Consider the following 17,206-nt stretch of genomic DNA (forward strand, 5'->3'; position numbering starts at 1 on the left):
GGCCCCGCCGCGCGCCAGGGACCGCGCGGCGGTGGCCCGCCGAGGCTCAGCGGGTGCCCACCGCTGCCCGGACCGCGCGGCGGGCCAGCGCCGCGTCGTCGTAGAGGCGGCGGATCATCAGCCGCTGCTCCTCGCCGGCTCCGGGCACGTCGTAGATCCGCAGCTCGCGCATCAGCACCAGCACCAGGTTGACCAGGAAGGCGTCCCGCGCCACCGTGCCGTCGAGCTGGGCCAGCTGGCTGATCTGGCGGCGGGCCGCGGTGTCGCCGGAGAGCACGCTCCACAGCACCGCCAGGTCGTAGCCGGGCAGGTACCAGCCGGCCTGCTCCCAGTCGAGCAGCACCGGCCCGGAGGGCGCCAGCATGATGTTGCCGAGCAGTGCGTCGCCGTGGCACAGCTGCCAGCCGGTGTGCGAGAGGCCGTGCAGCAGCTGGCGCAGGTCGCTCGCGTCGCGGTCGGTCAGCTGACCGACGGAGTGGTAGCGGCCGATCTCGAACTGGTAGTCCAGCGGCTGGTGGAAGACGTCGACCGGCGGGCGCCACAGGTTGAGCGAGCGGATCGAGCCCAGGATCGCGCGCACCTCGCCGGGGGTGGGGGCGTTGGCCGGGTGGCGCTCCATCGCGGCCGGCCGGCCGGGGATCCGCTCCAGCACCAGCACGCAGCGGTCGTGGTCGGCCGCGACCAGGCGCGGCATCCGCACCGAGGGCCGGTGCCGGACGAACCCCCGGTAGATCGCCACCTCGCGCCGGAACCGCTCCACCAGCACAGCCCGCCGCTCGCCCTGCACCGCTTGCGGGGAGAGGCACTTGGCGACCACCGCGGTGCGCCCGATCAGCCCGGTGATCAGGATGTGCGCCCCGTCCTCGCGCAGCACCTGGCGCGCCGAGAAGGCGGGACATATCCGGGTGATGTGGGCCAGCGCGGCCCGCACGGCCGGGGTGGCGAGGGCGACGGTGTCCGTCCGCTCCGCGACGGGGGCGGCCTGCTGGGGCATGCGGGGGCGCAGCAGGCGCTCACCGGCGCGCGGCAGGTAGGCGGGTGCCTCGATGCGCCCGGCCGGACGGGCGGGCAGGGCAGGCTTCGGCCCGGGCCGGCGGACCGCCACGGAGGACGGCGGCCGCTGCGGGATGCCGGTCCGGGGCGCGGTGGGGGAAGTCGCGGAGGAGTACATGAGGGGGAGGGATTCCCTTCCTTGCCGACGGCATATGTCAGCCAAGGCGGCGGCCTTGGCGTGGTCAGGCGCTGGTACCGGCGGAGCCGGCTCGCAGCTGCGTACGACCTGGCTCGCTGGTGTGTACGACGGCGCACGGGGGCGCGCTCCGGCGTACCCGGGCGCGGGGGCCGCCCGGGATGGGTGGGACGGGCGGGGCTCCGCGGGTGGGCGGACCTCGGGCCGGGACCGGCCGCCCGAGCGGACCCGCGCACCCTGGGGAAATGCGCTGGTCCGTGCGATCGGCCGGGCCCGGCGCCGACGCGCCACCCGGTCGCGCCACCCCCTTTCGCCAGGCCGACCAGCGGCCCGCCGCCGGCTCCCGGATCGCTGCCGCGGCCACTGTTTCCAGGGCCCGGAGGACTCCTCGGCCCCGGGGTGGGGTTGCGCATCTCTACCTGACACCTCGGCCGCACTGGCTCACCAGTTGGCGTGCCCTGGCGAAGCCTGGCGAATGCTCGCCTGGCATGTGACAGGCCATTAGGCTCGAAGCAGCCGAGGAGCCTGGGGGCTTGATGTGAGCAGCGGACCCAACACCAGACTCGCCGACCTGTTCGCCCTGACCGGTTGGTCCAAGGGCGAGCTGGCCAGGCTGGTCAACCGGCGGGGAGCGGCGATGGGGCAGCAGCAGCTGTCCACCGACACTTCGCGGGTGCGGCGTTGGATCGAGCGGGGGGAGATCCCGCGCGATCCGGTGCCGCGGGTGCTGGCGGCGGTGTTCACCGAGCGGCTCGGCCGTGTCGTCTCCATGGAGGACCTCGGTCTGGCACGACAACGGCGATCCAGTTCGGCCAGGGCGGGTACCGCCGAGGCCGAGGAGCCGGAGCGGACGGCCGAGATCCTCACCGAGTTCACGGGAATGGATCTCATGCTCAACCGACGCGGACTGGCCGATACCGTCACGGAGCTGCCGGGCGCCTCCGTCATCCCCGACTCCCTCTACCGCTGGCTCTCCGGGGACAGCGTCGCGTATGCGGCAAGCCGTTCGTTGCCGCGCCAGGTGATCACCGGCACCCCGGGCCGGCCGATCGTGGACGTCTACGAGCCGGGCCCGGCCGGCCTGGAGGAGGTGGCCGCGCTGGAGCGCTCGTTCGAGGTCTTCCGGGCCTGGGACGCCTCACGCGGCGGCGGCCTGCAGCGCAAGGCGGTGATCGGCCAGCTCAACGAGGTGGGCGGCCTGCTGACCCACCCGCACCCCCCGGAGGCAGCGCGGCGGCTGTGGCTGGTGGCGGCCAACCTGGCGGCGCTGGCCGGCTGGATGTCGCACGACGTCGGCCTGGAGTCGACCGGGCAGCGCTACTTCGTGATCGCCGCGCAGGCGGCCAAGGAGGCCGGCGACCGGCCAAGAGCGGGGGAGGCGATCTCGCGCTGCGCCCGCCAACTGCTGCACCACGGCCGGGCCGCCGAGGCGCTGGACCTGATGCGGATGGCCCACGCGGGCGCCGGCCCCGCCATGGGGCCGCTGAACCGGGCGATGCTGAACACGGTGGAGGCCTGGGCCCAGGCCTCGCTGGGCCGCACCCAGGAGGTGGCCCGACTGCTCGGCGAGTCCGAGGAGTACTACACCCGGGGCGCCGCCGAGCCGCAGCCGGACTGGATGCAGAACTTCAACGAGGCCGAGCTGCACGGGATGCAGTCACTGGTCTACCGCACCCTGGCGGAGCACGATCCGGACGCCGCCGAGAAGGCAGTGGCCCACGTGCGGGCCGCGATGCGGCTGCGTGCCGGGCAGGGCCAGGAGCGGTCCACGGTGCTGGACCTGGTCACGCTCGCCTCGGTGCACTGGCTCACCGGGGAGCCGGAGGAGGCCCTGCGGCAGACCCGGGAGGCGCTGGAGCGGATCGGTGACACGTCCTCGCACCGGACCTGGGACCGGCTGTACCGGATGGACCAGCTGGCCGCGCGCTACCAGGGGCTGCCGGCGGTGGCCGAGCTGCGGGCCGAGATCAGGGCGGCGGTACCGCCGGCCCGCCGCCCCGCCGAGTAGCGCCGGCCTCAGAGGGTGTCGACAGCCGCGGTGTGCACCTGGTCCCAGGCCTCCTGGACGTAGCGCTCGCGCTCGACCAGGCTCAGCGCGGGGAAGTACTCCTTGAGGCGCTCCACCACGACCTGCTCGGGCTCGTGGCAGTCGTGCAGCAGGAATGCGGCCTTGTGAAGAATCTGGCTTTCCATGGAACGGTCCTCCCTTGGTGCAGGTCCGCCCTTTGCTGACGCTGCGGCGGACAGCATATGTCGGGCCGGGTGACGGCTGATCGCCCAGGGCGCCACGACACGAGCGGTACCCGAGCGGTCGCGCGCGGAGGTCAGCGGCCTTCGGACAGCGACTTTCGGGCAGCGGCCCTGGGTCAGCAGGCGCGGATCCGCATCCGCAGCGAGACCACCTGGCCGTCCGGGCCGAGCACCGGGCGGCCGGAGCAGTGCACCGCGGCGGCCGGACCGGTCGGCCGGTGGATCCGGACCACCCCGTCCAGCGGGCGGCCGTGCACCAGCGCCTCGGTCACCATCCGGCAGAGCGCCGGCCGGTCCTGCGGGACCAGCTGGCCCGGCAGCTGGTCCAGGGTCAGCGGACCGAGCTCGGGATCGCGGGCCAGGATCGGGTAGGCCGCCGCGGACCAGCGCACCGTGTCCCGGACCAGGTCCCACTCGACGGCGGCGGCCGCGGTCACCGCTGCCGCGTTCGACGGTGCGCCCGCTGCCGTGTTCGACGGTGCGCCCGCTGCCGTGTTCGACGGTGCCGTGGACGGTGTCGTCGCGGGTGCGGCCGGTGACTCGCTGCTCAGGGGGAGACTCATCGGCGGGACCGCCAAGGCAGGTAGAGGTGAACGGAGGAGCGGTGGTGACGACTGTCGCACAGCATCACCGTCCGTGTGGGAAGAATGGCAGAAACGCAGGGAACTTTCACCTGGCATATGCCGATCGGTCCCCCGATCCAGCCGGATCCGATTGAGATGTGTGCGTCATGGGCAGGCAGGCGGTAACCTACGGTGATTCCGGCGCCCGGGCGCCCGCCCAGCGTGACCACCAGACCCCCGGCGACGGAAATCCCGTTGCCACGACGACCGCCGCAACGGATGCTGACCTCATGTTCGAGCCCGTGATAGCCCCCAGCAACAGCCTCCTCGGCCTGCTTCAGCGAGGACGCGGTGACGGGCAGTTGCATGCGCTCGCAGCTGACCGTGACGAGGCGATCGCCGCCCTGGAGGAGTGCGTCACCAGCGACCCGCGCGGTGACTGGCAGGTCGAGAACCGCTCCCTCTACTACGCACGCGTCTACATGGACCTGGAAGCCCCGCTCGGCGGCATCGAGCGGCACCTGTCCCACCTCGACGACCTGCTCGACCCGGATGATCAGCGCACCGGCCTGGCCCTCGCGGTCCTGGGCCACCTGGCCGGCTACGGCCGCCGCGACGCGCTGCTGCTGCTGCGCCAGTACGCCGAGACCGGCTCCAACTGGGCCTGGGCGCTGGACGAGCTCGGCCTGCGCGACGAGGACGCCGCGCTGCTCGCGCTGGCCCCCGCCGTGCTGAGCCGCTTCCCCGAGACCCCGCAGGGCGAGGCCGACCTGCGCGCCGCGATCCGTGCCGCGTACGAACCGCGGCCGTGGCGGCTGTGGGCCGAGCACCACCAGCGGATCGCCGACGCGAGCGAGCAGTCCCCCTTCGACCTCTGGCAGCGCCAACTGGGCCGCGGCGGCGGGGTGACCCCGGGCTGGAGCGTGACCGATGTGCTCGCCTGGGCCGACCAGGCCGAGAACGTCGTCCGCCCCGACCAGGCCGCCATCGAGCGCCGGGCCGCGGCCGCCTCCCGCTGCCTGGCCGCCGTGGCACGCCCCGAGGACCGTGACACCCTGCTCGCCGCCGCCCGCGACGGTGCCGAGGGCGCCCGCCGCGCCGTGCTGCGCCACCTGGTCGACCAGGACGACGAGGCCCTCACCGAGCTGATCGAGGCGGCCGCCGCCGACCCCGACCAGCGGGTGGTCCGCGCCGCGCTCGACGCGTTGGCCAGGATGCGCGGCCCGCGCGCCCTGGCCCGGGCCCGCCGCTGGGCCGACCCGGCCGCCGGCGGCGTCGACAGCGCCCTCGGCGAGGCCGCGGTGCTGCTGCTCGCCGACATCGGCGAGTCGGCCGACGCCCCCGCCCTGGTGGCCGGGCTGCGGCAGTGGATGCTGGTGCGCGGGGTGCGCGCTCCCGGGCTGGGCGGCTTGGTGGACGGCGCGGGGCGGCTGGCCGCCGTGGAAGCCGTGCCGATCCTGCGCCACGTCTACGGCGAGGCCGCCTCCTCCGACCTGCGCGGCCGCGCGGCCAGGGCACTGGCCGTCACCGACCCGTACTTCGCCTGCGGCGTGGCCGTCGAGTGCCTCTGGGACTGCGAGGAGACCACCCGCGAACTGGCCGCCCACCACGTGGTGACCACGGGCGACGCCCGGGTGCTGGAACGCCTGCGCCGGCTGGCCGCCGATCCGGCCGAGGAGGCCGAGGTGCACGCCGCCGTGCGCGGCCGGCTCACCTCACGCGGCTCCGCCGGGATGGCCTCGGGCGGCGACCACACGGGGTCGGTGCCGCGGCCGCGCTGACCGCCGCGGCAGGGCGACCGCCGCGGCCGTGCTGACCGCCGCGGCCGTGCTGACCGGCCGCGGCAGGGCCCGACGCCACGGGCGGGCTCAGTCTGCGTGGGCCGGCCTGGGCGCGGGGCCCGAGGCGGGTGCCGCAGTGAGGGGAGCGGGGACCGGCCGGTAGCGCCAGAAGGCGGGTGCCGCCGCCACGGTGGCCAGCATCACCAGCACCACCAGCAGCCCGCCCCCGCTGATCGCCCAGCCCGTGCCGAGGGCGGTGCCCGCCGCGCCGTGCGCCAGGCCCGCCAGCCGGGGCCCGCCGGCCGCGATCACCGTGTCCGCGCCTTGCAGCCGCCCGCGCATCCCGTCGGTGGCGGCGCTCTGCAGGATGGTCTTGCGGAAGACGCTCAGCACCACGATGCCCGCCCCGCCCAGCGCGAGCAGCACCGCCGACGCCCAGAGCGAGCGCACCAGGCCGAGGCCGACCATCGTCAGGCCCCAACCGCAGACCCCGCAGGTCACCATCACCCCGTGCCTGCGGACCCGGACGAAGCTGCCGGAGAGGGCACCCGCGAGCACCGCGCCCCCCGAGAGCGCCGCCGAGAGGACACCGATCGCCGCCGTACCGAGGCCCTGCCGCGCGAGCTGCGGGAAGAGGGCGACGGGCATCCCGAGGAACATCGCGGTGAAGTCGGCAAGATAGGCGACCAGCAGGATCCGCCGGCCCGCCAGATAGCGGAACCCGTCGGCGATGTCGCGCAGCGGGGAGCGGCCCGCCGGGGCGGTGCTGTCGGTCCTGTCGGCGGCGCCCTCGGCGAGCGTCGGCGGCAGGGGCGGCAGCTTCCGCACCCAGAGCAGGGCAGCCAGCAGCGCGAGGGCGTCCAGCAGGTAGAGCGGCCCCAGGCCGGTGAACGCGACCAGGATGCCCGCGAGCAGCGGACCGCCGATGCCGCCCAGCCAACTGAGCATCGATTGCAGCGCGTTGGCGGCGGGAAGGAGTTCGGCGGGCACCAGGCGGGGTGCCAGCGCGCCCCGCACGGTGGAGTTGGCGCCGAAGCAGGCCTGTTGCGCGGCGATCAGGACCAGCAGCAGCGGCGCCGAAGCCAGGCCGGCCGCCGCCTGTGCCCAGAGCAGCAGCGAGCAGAGGGCGATCCCGGTGTTGCCGAGCAGTAGCAGCCGCCGCCGATCCGCGGTGTCGGCCACCGCGCCGCCCCAGAGGGCGGCCAGCACCATCGGCAGCAGCCCGGCCGAACTGCCGAGTCCGACCCAGAGCGAGGAGCCGGTCAGCCGGTAGAGCTGGAGCGGTACGGCGAAAGCGGTCAGCTGGCCGCCGACCGCGGTGACGGCGGAGGAGAGGTAGAGCCGGCGGAAATCGGGCAGCCGCAGCGGCCGCGGGTCGAGCAGGGCCGAGCGCATCTCAGGCCGCCACCACGTCGGCCACCGCGCAGGCGATGTTGTCCGGTCCGCCGGCCCGGTTGGCCAGCGTGATCAGCTGCTGCACGGCCTGGTCCGGGTCCGCGATGGTGCTCAGCGCGGTGTGCAGCCTGTCCTGTGCCACCACCGTGCTCAGACCGTCGGAGCAGAGCAGGTAGCGGTCGCCGAGCCGCGCGCTGTGCAGCGACACGTCGGGCCGTGCCTCACCGGCCGGGCCGGTGAGTGCGCGCAGCAGCATGGCACGCTGCGGGTGCGAGGCGGCCTCGGCGGCGGCGATCCGGCCCTCGTCCACCATCGCCTGGACGAGTGTGTGGTCGTGGGTGATCTGGAACAGCTCCCCGTCGCGCAGCAGGTACGCCCGGGAGTCGCCGATGTGCACCAGGGCCAGCCGCGAGCCGGCGAGCAGCAGCGCGGTCAGCGTGGTTCCGGCCTCGCCCGGTGCTGCGTCCACCCCTGCGCGCACGGCCTCGGCCAGCGCGTTCAGCAGCTCGCCGGGCCCGGCGGCGGTGGGTTCCGGTTCCAAGTGCCGCGATGGGAAGCGCTTCAGCGCCTCGACGGCGGCACCGGCCGCCTGCGGTCCGCCGAAGCCGTCCGCGACGGCCAGCAGCGAACCGTCCGCGTACGCGGTGTCCTCGTTGTGGGCCCGCACCAGGCCCCGGTCGGTACGGGCCGCGTAGCGCAGCCGCAGTGTGGTGGTCATTCGCGTGCTCCCGGTGAGGTGGCCGAGGAGGAGGGTGACCAGGTCCTGCCGGGCGGCCGTGTCGGCCAGCACCCCGTCCCAGTAGGCGCCGAGCTCGGCCGCCGCCTGAACGGGCGTCAGTTCGCAGACCTGCTGGATCCGGGCCAGTGGCAGGCCGATCCGGCGCAGGTGGGCCACCAGGCGGGCGCGCTCCAACTGCTCAGGGGCGTAGAACCGGTAGCCGGAGAGCGGGTCCACCTCGGCCGGGCGCAGCAGGCCCAGCTCGTCGTAGATGCGCAGCGCCTTCGGCGTCAGCCCGCAGGCCCGGGCGAACGCCCCGATGGTCAGCCGGTCCAACCCTTCCCCGTCCCCTCCTCGTCGTACCGGGCGCGGTGCCCGGTGCCCAGGATGCTCGGGCTTCCCCCTGGGGCAAGGTCAACCCCGGCCCGGCCGTGGCCTGCTCGGCCTGCCCTGGCCTTGCCTGGCCTGGCCTGCTCGGCGTGGCGTGGCGTGGCTTGGCGTGCTCGGCGTGGCGTGGCGGGCTCAGTTCGGTGCTGGGACGAACCGTACCGTGACCCCCGGCCTGGCCTGCGCGGCGGCTGCCAGGTCGGCCTCCGGCACCACTCCGAGCACGGGGTAGCCGCCGGTGGTGGGGTGGTCGGCGAGGAAGACCACCGGTTGCCCGTCCGGCGGTACCTGCACGGCTCCCAGCACCATGCCCTCGCTCGCCAGTTCCTGGTGCCGCAGCCGGTCCAACCCCGGGCCCTCGGTGCGCAGGGCGATCCGGTTGCTGGCCGCCGCCACCCGGTAGCGGGCCCGGGCCAGGGTGGCCAGTGAGCCCGGCAGGAACCAGTCCGCGCGTGGGCCCGGGCGCAGGCGCAGCACCAGTTCCGTCGGCATCCCGGGCAGCGGCACCAGGTCGGCGCCCCACGGCCGGGCGCGGGTACCGAGGTCTTCGTCCTCAGCTGCTCCGGCCTCAGCTGCTCCGGCCTCAACCGCTCCGGCCTCGGCTCCGCTCGCGCCGAGCGGGAGCGCCAGCGGGTAACCGGTCGGTTGCGGGTCACCGACCGGCAGCAGGTCACCCGCCCGCAGTGGCGCGGGCCCCAGACCGGTGAGCAGGTCGGCCGAGCGGCTGCCCAACACCAGGGGGACCGCGATCCCGCCGCGCACCGCCAGGTAGCTGCGGACGCCGAAGTCGGCCGGGCCGACGTCCAGTGTTTCGCCGACCTCCAGCCGCACGGCCGAACCCCAAGCCGCGGGACGTCCGTCGACCCGTACTCCGGCGGGCGCACCGGTGACGGCCACCGAGAGCGGCCCGCCCACCGCGCGGACCGTGACACCCCCGAGCGTCGTTTCCAGAGTGGCGGCCCCGGGTGGGTTGCCGACCAGGCGGTTGGCGGCCACATGGGCGGGCCGGTCCAGCGCCCCGGCCCGTGGCACGCCTTGATGCGCGACACCGGAACGCCCCAGGTCCTGCACGGTGGTCAGCGGCCCCGGCCGCACCACGCTCAACGCCCTCACACCCCACCCCCGGTCGCGGCGTCCCGCACCGGCGCGTCCCGCACGGGCAGGTCCCGCGCCGGCGCGTCCCGCGCCGAGCCGCACCCCAGGGGTTCGCCCCGCACCGGGACGAACCGAACCCGCACCCCCGGGGTGAGCAGTGCGGCCGGTTCTCGCCCGGTGTCCCAGAGCACCAGCGCGGTGCGCCCCAGCAACTGCCAGCCGCCGGGGGAGGAGCGCGGGTACACCCCGGTGTACGGTCCCGCCACCGACACCGACCCGGCCGGCACCACGGGACGCGGGGTGGCCCGGCGCGGCACCTCGCGCTCGGGCGGCAGGCCGGTCAGGTAGCCGAAGCCCGGCGAGAAGCCGCAGAACGCCACCCGGTACTCGATCCGGCTGTGCAGCGCCACCGCCGCCTCGGGCGTCACCCCCCAGTGCGCGGCCACCTCCGCGAGGTCGGCGCCGTCGTACACGGTCGGGATCTCCAGCAGCGGTCCGGCCACCGGCTCGGCGCCGGTCACCCGCCACGGTGCCAGCAGCGCGGCCATCTCGTGCGGCTGCGCCACGCCGTCCAGCAGCACGGTGCGCGCGGCGGGCACGATCTCCGCGACCTCGCCCAGCCGCCCGCGCTCCCGCTCGGCCAGCAGGCGGGAATACAGCGCTGCCACCTGGTCGCCGGTGGCGACCTCAAGCAGCAGTGCGTGGTCGCCGAAGGGACGGATCGTCAGTCGATCATCCGTAGGCTGATCGTCGGCTGTCCGATCGTCGCTTGGCTGGTCGTTGCCTGTCTGATCGTTTCCCACCAGGCCGTCGGAACACCGATCGTTCTCCGGCTGATCGTCAGTGATTCGACCATCTACTTTCCGACGATCGATTGTGCGACCGCTTGACATCTGATCATCGACCATCCGAGTACCCGTCACTTGATCGTCCATCATTCGACCGTCTGCGGAGCGGACTGCCTGCCAACTCGATCGTCTGTCACTCGATCCTCCGGCTGCCGACCGTCTGCTCTCCGGACCATTGGTGCCCCTCGGTCGCCCGGCGCCAGATTGCCACTTCCCCCTTGGACGTCCGACCGTCCGCCAGTCGACCGTCCGCCAGTCGACCGTTCGCCAGTCGACCGTCCCGCATTCGATGATTCTGCCCCCCGACAGTTCATCAGGTGAAGGCTTCCACCCGGATCCCCGCCGAGGCCAATGCTCCCCGCACCCGCCAGGCGAGCTGGGCCGCGCCCGGTGTGTCCCCGTGCACGCAGAGCGAGCGGGCGTCAACCGCGACCGGCTCGCCGCCGATCGCGGTCACGAGCCCGTCCCGGGCCATGCCGACCGCCCGTGCGATCACCGTCTCCGGGTCGTGCACCACCGCGTCCGCGTCCTTGCGCGGCACCAGGGTGCCCGCCCAGGTGTACGCGCGGTCGGCGAACGCCTCGGTGACCACCGGCAGGCCGACCCCCTCGGCGACCTGCAGCAGCTTGGAGCCCGGCAGCCCGAGGACCGGCAGCGGCCCGTCGCAGACCGCCCCGGCGCGCAGCACCCCGGCGACCACGGCCTCGGCCTGCTCGCTGTCCGCCACCACCTTGTTGTAGAGGGCGCCGTGCGGTTTGACGTAGCTCACCCGCGAGCCGGCCGCCCGGGCGAAGACCTGCAGCGCGCCGATCTGGTAGGCGATCTCGTCGGCCAGCTCGTCCGGCGGCACCTCCATCGGCCGCCGCCCGAAGCCTGCCAGGTCCCGGTAGGAGACCTGAGCCCCGATCCGCACCCCCCGCTCGGCAGCCAGCGAGCAGACGCGGCGCATCGTGGACGCGTCACCGGCGTGGAAGCCGCAGGCCACGTTGGCGCTGGTCACCACCGAGAGCAGCGCCTCGTCGTCGGTCAGCGTCCAGCGTCCGAACCCCTCACCGAGATCCGCGTTGAGATCGATCACCGTACCGGTCACGAGCCACTGCCTCCCAGAGCTGCCGCAGACGCCTGAGGGGATGGTAGGGCCTGACTCCCGGCCAGGGCCGCCCAGGTCACCCCGTTCGGGCGCACGCATTCGGGTGCGGCTGTGCCAGGGTCGGACCATGGCGTTCAACCACAACGACTTCTACCACCGGTTGTTGACAAGGCAGTTGCCGCCCGGTGCGCGGACGGCCCTGGACGTGGGCTGCGGCACCGGCCGGTTCGCCCGTCGGATGGCCGCGCGCGGGATCGCGGTGACCGCGCTGGACAGCTCGTCGGCGGTGATCGAGGCGGCGCGCGAGGCCGCGGCCGGCATGGCCGGACTGACGTTCCGTCGGCAGGACCTCGCCGAGACCGAGCTGCCCGACCGGGCGTACGACGTGATCAGCTGCTTGGCGAGCCTGCACCATCTGCCGTTCGAGACCGTCGGTCGGCTACGGGCCGCTCTCGCGCCTGGTGGGGTGCTGCTGGTGCTCGGCTGCGCGCCGGAGGAGTCGGCGGTGGACTGGGCGTGGAGCCTGACGGCGGTGCCGGTCAACGCGGTGTTCCGGGTGACGGTGGCGGCGGGGGAGTGGCTGCGCGGTGGTGCCCCGGCGGAGGTGGCCGCGCCGGTCGCGCCGCCCCGGCTGCCGTACGCCGAGGTGCGGCGGCAGGCGGCGCTGCTGCTGCCCGGAGCACGGGTGCGGCGGTTGCTGTTCTGGCGGTACCTGCTGGTCTACCGGGCGCCCGCCTAGGATGACGATCATGATGGACCGAGTCACCGAGATCCTCCGCGAGGCGGCCGCGGCCGCCATCCTGCCGCGCTACCGAGCACTTGCGGAGGGTGAGGTGACCGAGAAGAGTCCGGGCGAACTGGTCACCGCCGCCGACCAGGAGGCCGAGGAGCTGATCACCCCGCGGTTGCGCGCGCTGCTCGACGTCCCGGTGGTGGGCGAGGAGGCGAGCGCTGCCGAGCCGGGGCTGGTGGCCGCGCTGCGCGAGGCGCCCGCCGCCTGGCTGGTCGATCCGCTGGACGGCACCGCCAACTTCGTCGCGGGACGGCCGCACTACGCGGTGATGGCGGCGCTGGTGCGCTCGGGGCAGGTGGTGGCCGCGTGGATCGTGCAGCCCGCGACCGGGCGCGCCTACACGGCGGAGCTGGGCGCGGGAGCCTGGCGGGACGGGGTGCGGCTGCGGCGCGCACCGGCCATGGCGCCCGTACCCGCGCCTGGCTCGCCTGGCGGCCCCGGCGGCCCTGGCGGCCCCGGAGGCAACGGCTCGCCAGGCGGCCCTGGCGCCACCAGCGACCTCGGCGCGCTGCGTGGGGCCGCGCTCACCCGGTTCCTCGACCCGGCCGCGCGCGCCAGGGTCGAGCGGGCCGCCGGGCGGTTCGCCGCGCTGGGCAGCGGTACCAAGAGCGCGGGGATCGACTACCCCCAACTGGTCGACGGCGAGCTGGACTTCCTCCGCTACCACCGCACCCTGCCCTGGGACCACGCACCGGGCGCGCTGCTGCTGAGCGAAGCCGGCGGTGCGGTGCGTCGGTTGGACGGGAGCGAGTACCGGGTGACCGACGAGCGGACCGGCCTGCTGGCCGTGGCCGACCCGCACTGCTGGGCCGCGGTCCGCTCAGCCCTGGAGGACTGAGCAGGCAGGCAGTGGCTCCCGCGGTGAGTGGGCTGCCCCGTCCCGGGCCCGCTCACCGCGGGTCTGTGAGCCTGTGAGCCTGCGGGCCGGCCGTCGTCGCCGAGATCTGGTCGGATTCCTTCGTCGGTCCTTCGTCGGTCCTTCGCCGGTTCTTCGTCGGTCCTTCGCTGGATTAGCGGGTCTCGATCACGACCGACTCGATGACGACATCCTCGACCGGACGGTCGTTGCCCGGGTTGGTCGCGGTCGTGGCGATGGCGTCCACCACCTTCTTGCCGGCGTCGCTGGTGACCTCGCCGAAGATGGTGTGCTTACGGGTCAGCCAGGTGGTGGGGGCGACGGTGATGAAGAACTGCGAGCCGTTGGTTCCCGGGCCGGCGTTGGCCATGGCGAGCAGGTAGGGCTTGGTGAAGGCGAGGTCGGGGTGGAACTCGTCGGCGAACTTGTAGCCGGGGCCGCCGGTGCCGTTCCCCAGCGGGTCACCGCCCTGGATCATGAAGCCTTCGAGCACCCGGTGGAAGACGGTGCCGTCGTAGAGCGGGGCTGTGGTCGGCCGGCCGGTCTCCGGATGGGTCCACTCGCGCTCGCCCTTGGCGAGCTCGACGAAATTCCGCACGGTCTTCGGGGCGTGGTTCGGCAGCAGCCGCACCTCGATGTCGCCCTGGTTCGTCTTGATGGTCGCGTAGAGCTGCTCGGCCATGTCATGCCTTCCCTCGGTCTGGCGGTCGGCCTCACCGTAAGGGTGGAACGGGGCGGGTGTCCTGATTCCCGCCGAGGCCGGTGCGGCGGTGCCGACGGCCGGGGAACTGGTCCGTGGGAGGAGCGGGTGCGGTGCGGCGCAGCCGGTCACGGGCGCTTCAGCTGCCCCACCCGGCCCACCCGGCCCACCCGTTCCACCCGGCGGATCGCCCGCAGTACCAGCAGCAGCGGCACGGCCCCGACCGCCCCGAACGACATGTCGACACATCGCCAATAGACCGGAATCCCGCGTAGTGGCCCGCAGATCAGGGCGAGCGGCACGATCGCCGCGCACGCCCCGAGCGCCCACTGGATCACCCAGACATTGCGCACCGGATCGCGTAGCGGTCCCCAGAACGCCCCGGCGATCACCAGGTGCGCGAAGGCCAGCCAGTCGGTGCCGTAGGCGATGAAGGGGTAGCGGGCGTCCGTGTCGGCCAGACCGGTGCGGACCCGGTCGAGCCAGTGGAGCAGCGGTGCCGGAGTGGGCAGCCGGTGCGCGGCGTCGGCCAGCCATGCGGTCTCGGTGCGCAGCGGGAAGGCGGTCAGTCCGCTGAGGACCAGGCAGACGATGAAGATCATGAGCCAGCGGCGCACGGTGCGCAGGTCGGTGGCATCCGCGGCCGGCACCACCCCCGGTGCTGCGGCGGATGCCTCGCCGTGAGTCCCAACAGTCATGTTGCTCCCCCTTCGGACCGGCCGTTGCCGGGCCGGGCCGCTGCCCGGCGAGGCCGACTCTAGACCTGGATTTGAACACGTTCAACTTTCTTCCGCCAGTCTCGCGCTCCGCCCCGAGCGGTCCGCCCCAAGCGCTTCGCCCCAAGCGCTTCGCCCGAGTCATCCGCCCCGAGTGCCCTGCCCGAGCACCCCGTCCCGAGCGCCCCACCCCGCCCCGCCGCCCAAAGCGGGATGAGTCCTGACGAGTACCCCCATTTCAGGCCCTGTCGGTCGATGGCCCTAGGCTTGTCCACCGTGACCGTCATCGCTGATCAGCCCGCCGAGCGCGAGCACCGCCCGCCCACCGGCGGTGCCCGCCCGCCCGCGGGCCCCGGCGCCCGCCCCGCGCCGGGCCCGGCCGCCGACGAGGGTCTGGCCCGCCGGCTCAAGGCGCTCGCCTGCACCGCGCCGCTGCACGACCTCGACAACCGCAAGGTCAACCTGGCCGGCGAGTACGGCGGCTACGCGATGGCCGAGGTCGGCCTCGCGGCGATCGATCTGGTCACCCTGCACATGGACTTCGACACCGGGGCCGACCGGGAGATAGTCCTGGGCCGCCTGCTGCCCCGGGTCGCCGCCCAGCACCCGCGGCGCCCGGCTGCCGAGCACCAGCGGGTCGTCCGCTGGGTGCTGGAGTCGCTGATCAACGTCGGCAGCGTCGATCGCGGCTTCCGTGCCGTCTACGGCACCTTCGGCGCGGACGGCAGCTACCTGCGCCGCGACTACGACTTCAAGCTGATCGAGGAGGTTCCGGGACCGGACGGCGGGGTCTACCTGCGGACCACCGACGAGGCGGTCAACGTCCTGGTGGGCGCGCTGGACACCGATGTGACCTCGGCTCAGATCGCCGCCGAGGTCAAGCTGGAGGTGCTGATCCGCCGCGGCCGCCTCGCCGACGCCCAGCTCGCCGCCGAGCAGGCCCGCTACCGCACCGTCCAGTACGCCGAGACGCTGCGCCGCGCCCTGGACGCCACCCGGCGCAACGTCCGCGCGGTGGACTGGATGCAGGCGATCCCCGACCTGATCGACGAGGCGCTGGACCACATCGCCGACCGCTACCGGCACGAGAACGCGATCCTCACCAACATCCGCCGCGCCCGGGACGAGGCCGAGAGCGCCGAGCACAAGCGGCAGGCCGCCGAACTGGTGGACATCGTCAAGGACTGCATCCGCCGGCACACCCAGCTGCAGACCCGGCTGCTGGAGGCCGGCCCGCTGTTCCGCGCCGAGCAGGACCGCCAGGCCTTCGCCGCGCCCACCTCCCGGGTCGGCGTCGACCTCTACGGCCAGCTGCTGGCGCCGGTGCTGCGGCTGCCGATCGAGCAGGCGATCCGGCCCACCGATGCCTTCTTCGCCCGCGGCACCGGGCTGCGCACCCCCACCGCCGTCCGGGTGGCCGACCTGGTCGAGCTGCTGCTCACCCCGCCGGTCGAGCGAGAGCACCTGGGCGCCGAGCTGCCCGATCCCGACCTGGTCGCCACCCCCGACGACAGCCGCTTCTCCGAGGCCCAGCTGGAGGCCGCGCTGGTGCTGCTCGACCTGCCCGCCGACGCGCCCCGGCGGCTCTCCGGCCTGCTCGCGGAGGCCCGCGCGCAGGATCCGGAGCTGCCCTACCTGGTCGCGCTGCTCGCCGTGCACGCCGCCAGTCCGCCGGTCGGCACCGCCTACCGCCAGGGCGAGGAGCGGCTGCTCTTCGCGGTGGACGACGGCGCCCAGCTGGCCGACCCGGAGTTCGGCGGCGCCGACCTGATCGTCGGCAGCGCCCTGCTGGACGCGGTCGGCATGGCGGCCGACCGGAAGGACGCGCAGTGACGCCACGATCCAAGGACGCGCAGTGACGCCGCGATCCAAGGACGCGCAAGTGACGCCGCGACCCCAGGCCCCGGCCTGGGGCGCCCCCATCCCGGACCGAGGAGCACCACCCGTGACGACGCCTCACGACGAAGCCCAGCCGCGCGAGGCCGCGGTCACCCCCGCCGACGTGGCCGACGCCGCCCGGCTGGTCTCCTTCGGCCTGCAGGCCAAGCTGCTGCCCGCCCGCGACGCCGAGTACGGCGAGCTGGTGCGCCGCCACCGCGAGGACCCGTCGTTCGCCCGGCTGGCCGACGCGGTCGCCACCGGGCTGGGCCTGGTGGTGCTGGAGGTCTCGGCCCGCGCGGGGATGGCCCTGGCCGCCGCCGAGGACTCGGCCTTCGCGGTCAAGATGGGCGACTACTCGCGCCGCGCCGCCTCCGACACCGCCGACCGCTTCCTGCACGGCCTGGCGCACCTCGCGGTCGCCGCGATGGCGTTCCCCCGCCCCGAGGACCTGGCCGACGACGGCTACCTCGGCCGGATCACCGTCAACGGGGTGGACGCCTTCGTCCGCCAGGCCTGCCGCCGCCTGGAGGAGCAGGCCGAGCTGGCCGGCGCCAACACCGACCCGGCCAGCGACGCGCCCGGCCTGGAGGCCGCCTGGCGGGTCTGGGCCCGCCGCTCCACCACCGGCGCCACCAAGGACGCCCGGCGACTGTCCGGCTCCACCATCGGCATCACCGGCAAGGCGGTCGCCTTCCTGGTCGACTCCGGCTTCCTGCAGCGGACCTCGGACGACGCCGGCGGCACCTTCCGCACCACCGCCCGCTACCAGCTCCAGGTCCGCGACCTGGCCGGCACCGCCGCGATGGCCGAACTGCTCGACCTCGGTGTGGTCCCGGTCTCCGACGGCACGGCCACCCTGCTGCCCGCTGACCACAGCGAAGAGCTGGTGGCCGACGCCGGCCTGCCGTTCCACTCCCTCTGACACCTGTTAAGGCCAAGACTTC

At 74.3% G+C, this 17,206-nt stretch carries 17 protein-coding genes; 7 read left to right on the plus strand and 10 right to left on the minus strand.

Annotation, left to right across the window (positions count from 1 at the left end; genetic code table 11):
- Nucleotides 1-46: 46 nt before the first annotated feature.
- Nucleotides 47-1,171, minus strand: coding sequence for a phosphotransferase (locus tag OG455_RS35310; protein ID WP_266300358.1), 1,125 nt, complete (start codon nt 1,169-1,171; stop codon nt 47-49).
- Between the two features lie 556 nt (nt 1,172-1,727).
- Here OG455_RS35310 and OG455_RS35315 point away from each other — a divergent pair.
- Nucleotides 1,728-3,197 (plus strand): hypothetical protein, encoded by a 1,470-nt coding sequence (locus OG455_RS35315; protein ID WP_266300359.1) that lies wholly within the window; start codon nt 1,728-1,730, stop codon nt 3,195-3,197.
- An 8-nt stretch (nt 3,198-3,205) separates the two neighbouring features.
- Here OG455_RS35315 and OG455_RS35320 read toward each other — a convergent pair whose 3' ends face one another.
- Both OG455_RS35320 and OG455_RS35325 read right to left on the minus strand, forming a co-directional pair.
- Nucleotides 3,206-3,382, minus strand: a complete 177-nt coding sequence (locus OG455_RS35320; protein ID WP_266300360.1) for a hypothetical protein — start codon at nt 3,380-3,382, stop codon at nt 3,206-3,208.
- A 173-nt stretch (nt 3,383-3,555) separates the two neighbouring features.
- A complete protein-coding gene (locus OG455_RS35325; protein ID WP_266300361.1) occupies nt 3,556-4,002 on the minus strand; it encodes a hypothetical protein in 447 nt (148 codons plus the stop codon).
- Between the two features lie 290 nt (nt 4,003-4,292).
- Between OG455_RS35325 and OG455_RS35330 the strand changes: the two genes are divergently transcribed.
- Nucleotides 4,293-5,783, plus strand: a complete 1,491-nt coding sequence (locus tag OG455_RS35330; RefSeq protein ID WP_266300362.1) for a HEAT repeat domain-containing protein — start codon at nt 4,293-4,295, stop codon at nt 5,781-5,783.
- Between the two features lie 87 nt (nt 5,784-5,870).
- Here OG455_RS35330 and OG455_RS35335 read toward each other — a convergent pair whose 3' ends face one another.
- The 4 genes from OG455_RS35335 to pxpB all read right to left on the minus strand — a co-directional run bounded on the left by OG455_RS35335 (nt 5,871) and on the right by pxpB (nt 10,106).
- Nucleotides 5,871-7,178, minus strand: coding sequence for an MFS transporter (locus OG455_RS35335; RefSeq protein ID WP_266300363.1), 1,308 nt, complete (start codon nt 7,176-7,178; stop codon nt 5,871-5,873).
- Nucleotide 7,179: 1 nt separating this feature from the next.
- Complete coding sequence (locus OG455_RS35340; protein ID WP_266300364.1) at nt 7,180-8,232, minus strand: MerR family transcriptional regulator; 1,053 nt, start codon at nt 8,230-8,232, stop codon at nt 7,180-7,182.
- 186 nt (nt 8,233-8,418) lie between these two features.
- Entirely contained in the window at nt 8,419-9,396 is a 978-nt protein-coding gene (locus tag OG455_RS35345; RefSeq protein ID WP_266300365.1) for a biotin-dependent carboxyltransferase family protein, read from the minus strand.
- Nucleotides 9,393-10,106, minus strand: a complete 714-nt coding sequence (gene pxpB / locus OG455_RS35350) for a 5-oxoprolinase subunit PxpB (protein WP_266301073.1) — start codon at nt 10,104-10,106, stop codon at nt 9,393-9,395. Before pxpB ends, OG455_RS35345 begins: the two co-directional genes overlap by 4 nt.
- Here pxpB and OG455_RS35355 point away from each other — a divergent pair.
- Nucleotides 10,080-10,268 (plus strand): hypothetical protein, encoded by a 189-nt coding sequence (locus OG455_RS35355; RefSeq protein ID WP_266301104.1) that lies wholly within the window; start codon nt 10,080-10,082, stop codon nt 10,266-10,268. The genes pxpB and OG455_RS35355 overlap by 27 nt on opposite strands.
- Before the next feature lie 271 nt (nt 10,269-10,539).
- On the opposite strand, the gene OG455_RS35360 is transcribed toward OG455_RS35355, so the two are convergent.
- Nucleotides 10,540-11,316, minus strand: coding sequence for a LamB/YcsF family protein (locus OG455_RS35360; RefSeq protein WP_266300366.1), 777 nt, complete (start codon nt 11,314-11,316; stop codon nt 10,540-10,542).
- A 127-nt stretch (nt 11,317-11,443) separates the two neighbouring features.
- On the opposite strand from OG455_RS35360, the gene OG455_RS35365 reads away from it, so the two are divergent.
- Together OG455_RS35365 and OG455_RS35370 are read left to right on the plus strand one after the other, a co-directional pair.
- Entirely contained in the window at nt 11,444-12,055 is a 612-nt protein-coding gene (locus tag OG455_RS35365) for a bifunctional 2-polyprenyl-6-hydroxyphenol methylase/3-demethylubiquinol 3-O-methyltransferase UbiG (protein ID WP_266300367.1), read from the plus strand.
- A gap of 10 nt (nt 12,056-12,065) precedes the next feature.
- On the plus strand, nt 12,066-12,947 hold the full coding sequence (locus OG455_RS35370; protein WP_266300368.1) for an inositol monophosphatase: 882 nt from the start codon (nt 12,066-12,068) through the stop codon (nt 12,945-12,947).
- A gap of 172 nt (nt 12,948-13,119) precedes the next feature.
- On the opposite strand, the gene OG455_RS35375 is transcribed toward OG455_RS35370, so the two are convergent.
- The gene (locus OG455_RS35375) at nt 13,120-13,647 is read right to left on the minus strand and encodes a peptidylprolyl isomerase (RefSeq protein WP_266300369.1); all 528 of its coding nucleotides are present in this window, start codon (nt 13,645-13,647) and stop codon (nt 13,120-13,122) included.
- 146 nt (nt 13,648-13,793) lie between these two features.
- Nucleotides 13,794-14,267: a hypothetical protein gene (locus tag OG455_RS35380; protein ID WP_266301074.1), complete on the minus strand. Its 474-nt coding sequence runs from the start codon at nt 14,265-14,267 to the stop codon at nt 13,794-13,796.
- Nucleotides 14,268-14,774: 507 nt separating this feature from the next.
- Between OG455_RS35380 and OG455_RS35385 the strand changes: the two genes are divergently transcribed.
- Entirely contained in the window at nt 14,775-16,214 is a 1,440-nt protein-coding gene (locus OG455_RS35385) for a hypothetical protein (protein ID WP_266301075.1), read from the plus strand.
- Between the two features lie 112 nt (nt 16,215-16,326).
- Nucleotides 16,327-17,184: a hypothetical protein gene (locus OG455_RS35390; protein ID WP_266300370.1), complete on the plus strand. Its 858-nt coding sequence runs from the start codon at nt 16,327-16,329 to the stop codon at nt 17,182-17,184.
- Nucleotides 17,185-17,206 lie beyond the last annotated feature (22 nt).

It is taken from the genome of Kitasatospora sp. NBC_01287 (genome assembly GCF_026340565.1).
In the GTDB taxonomy this organism is placed as follows: domain Bacteria; phylum Actinomycetota; class Actinomycetes; order Streptomycetales; family Streptomycetaceae; genus Kitasatospora.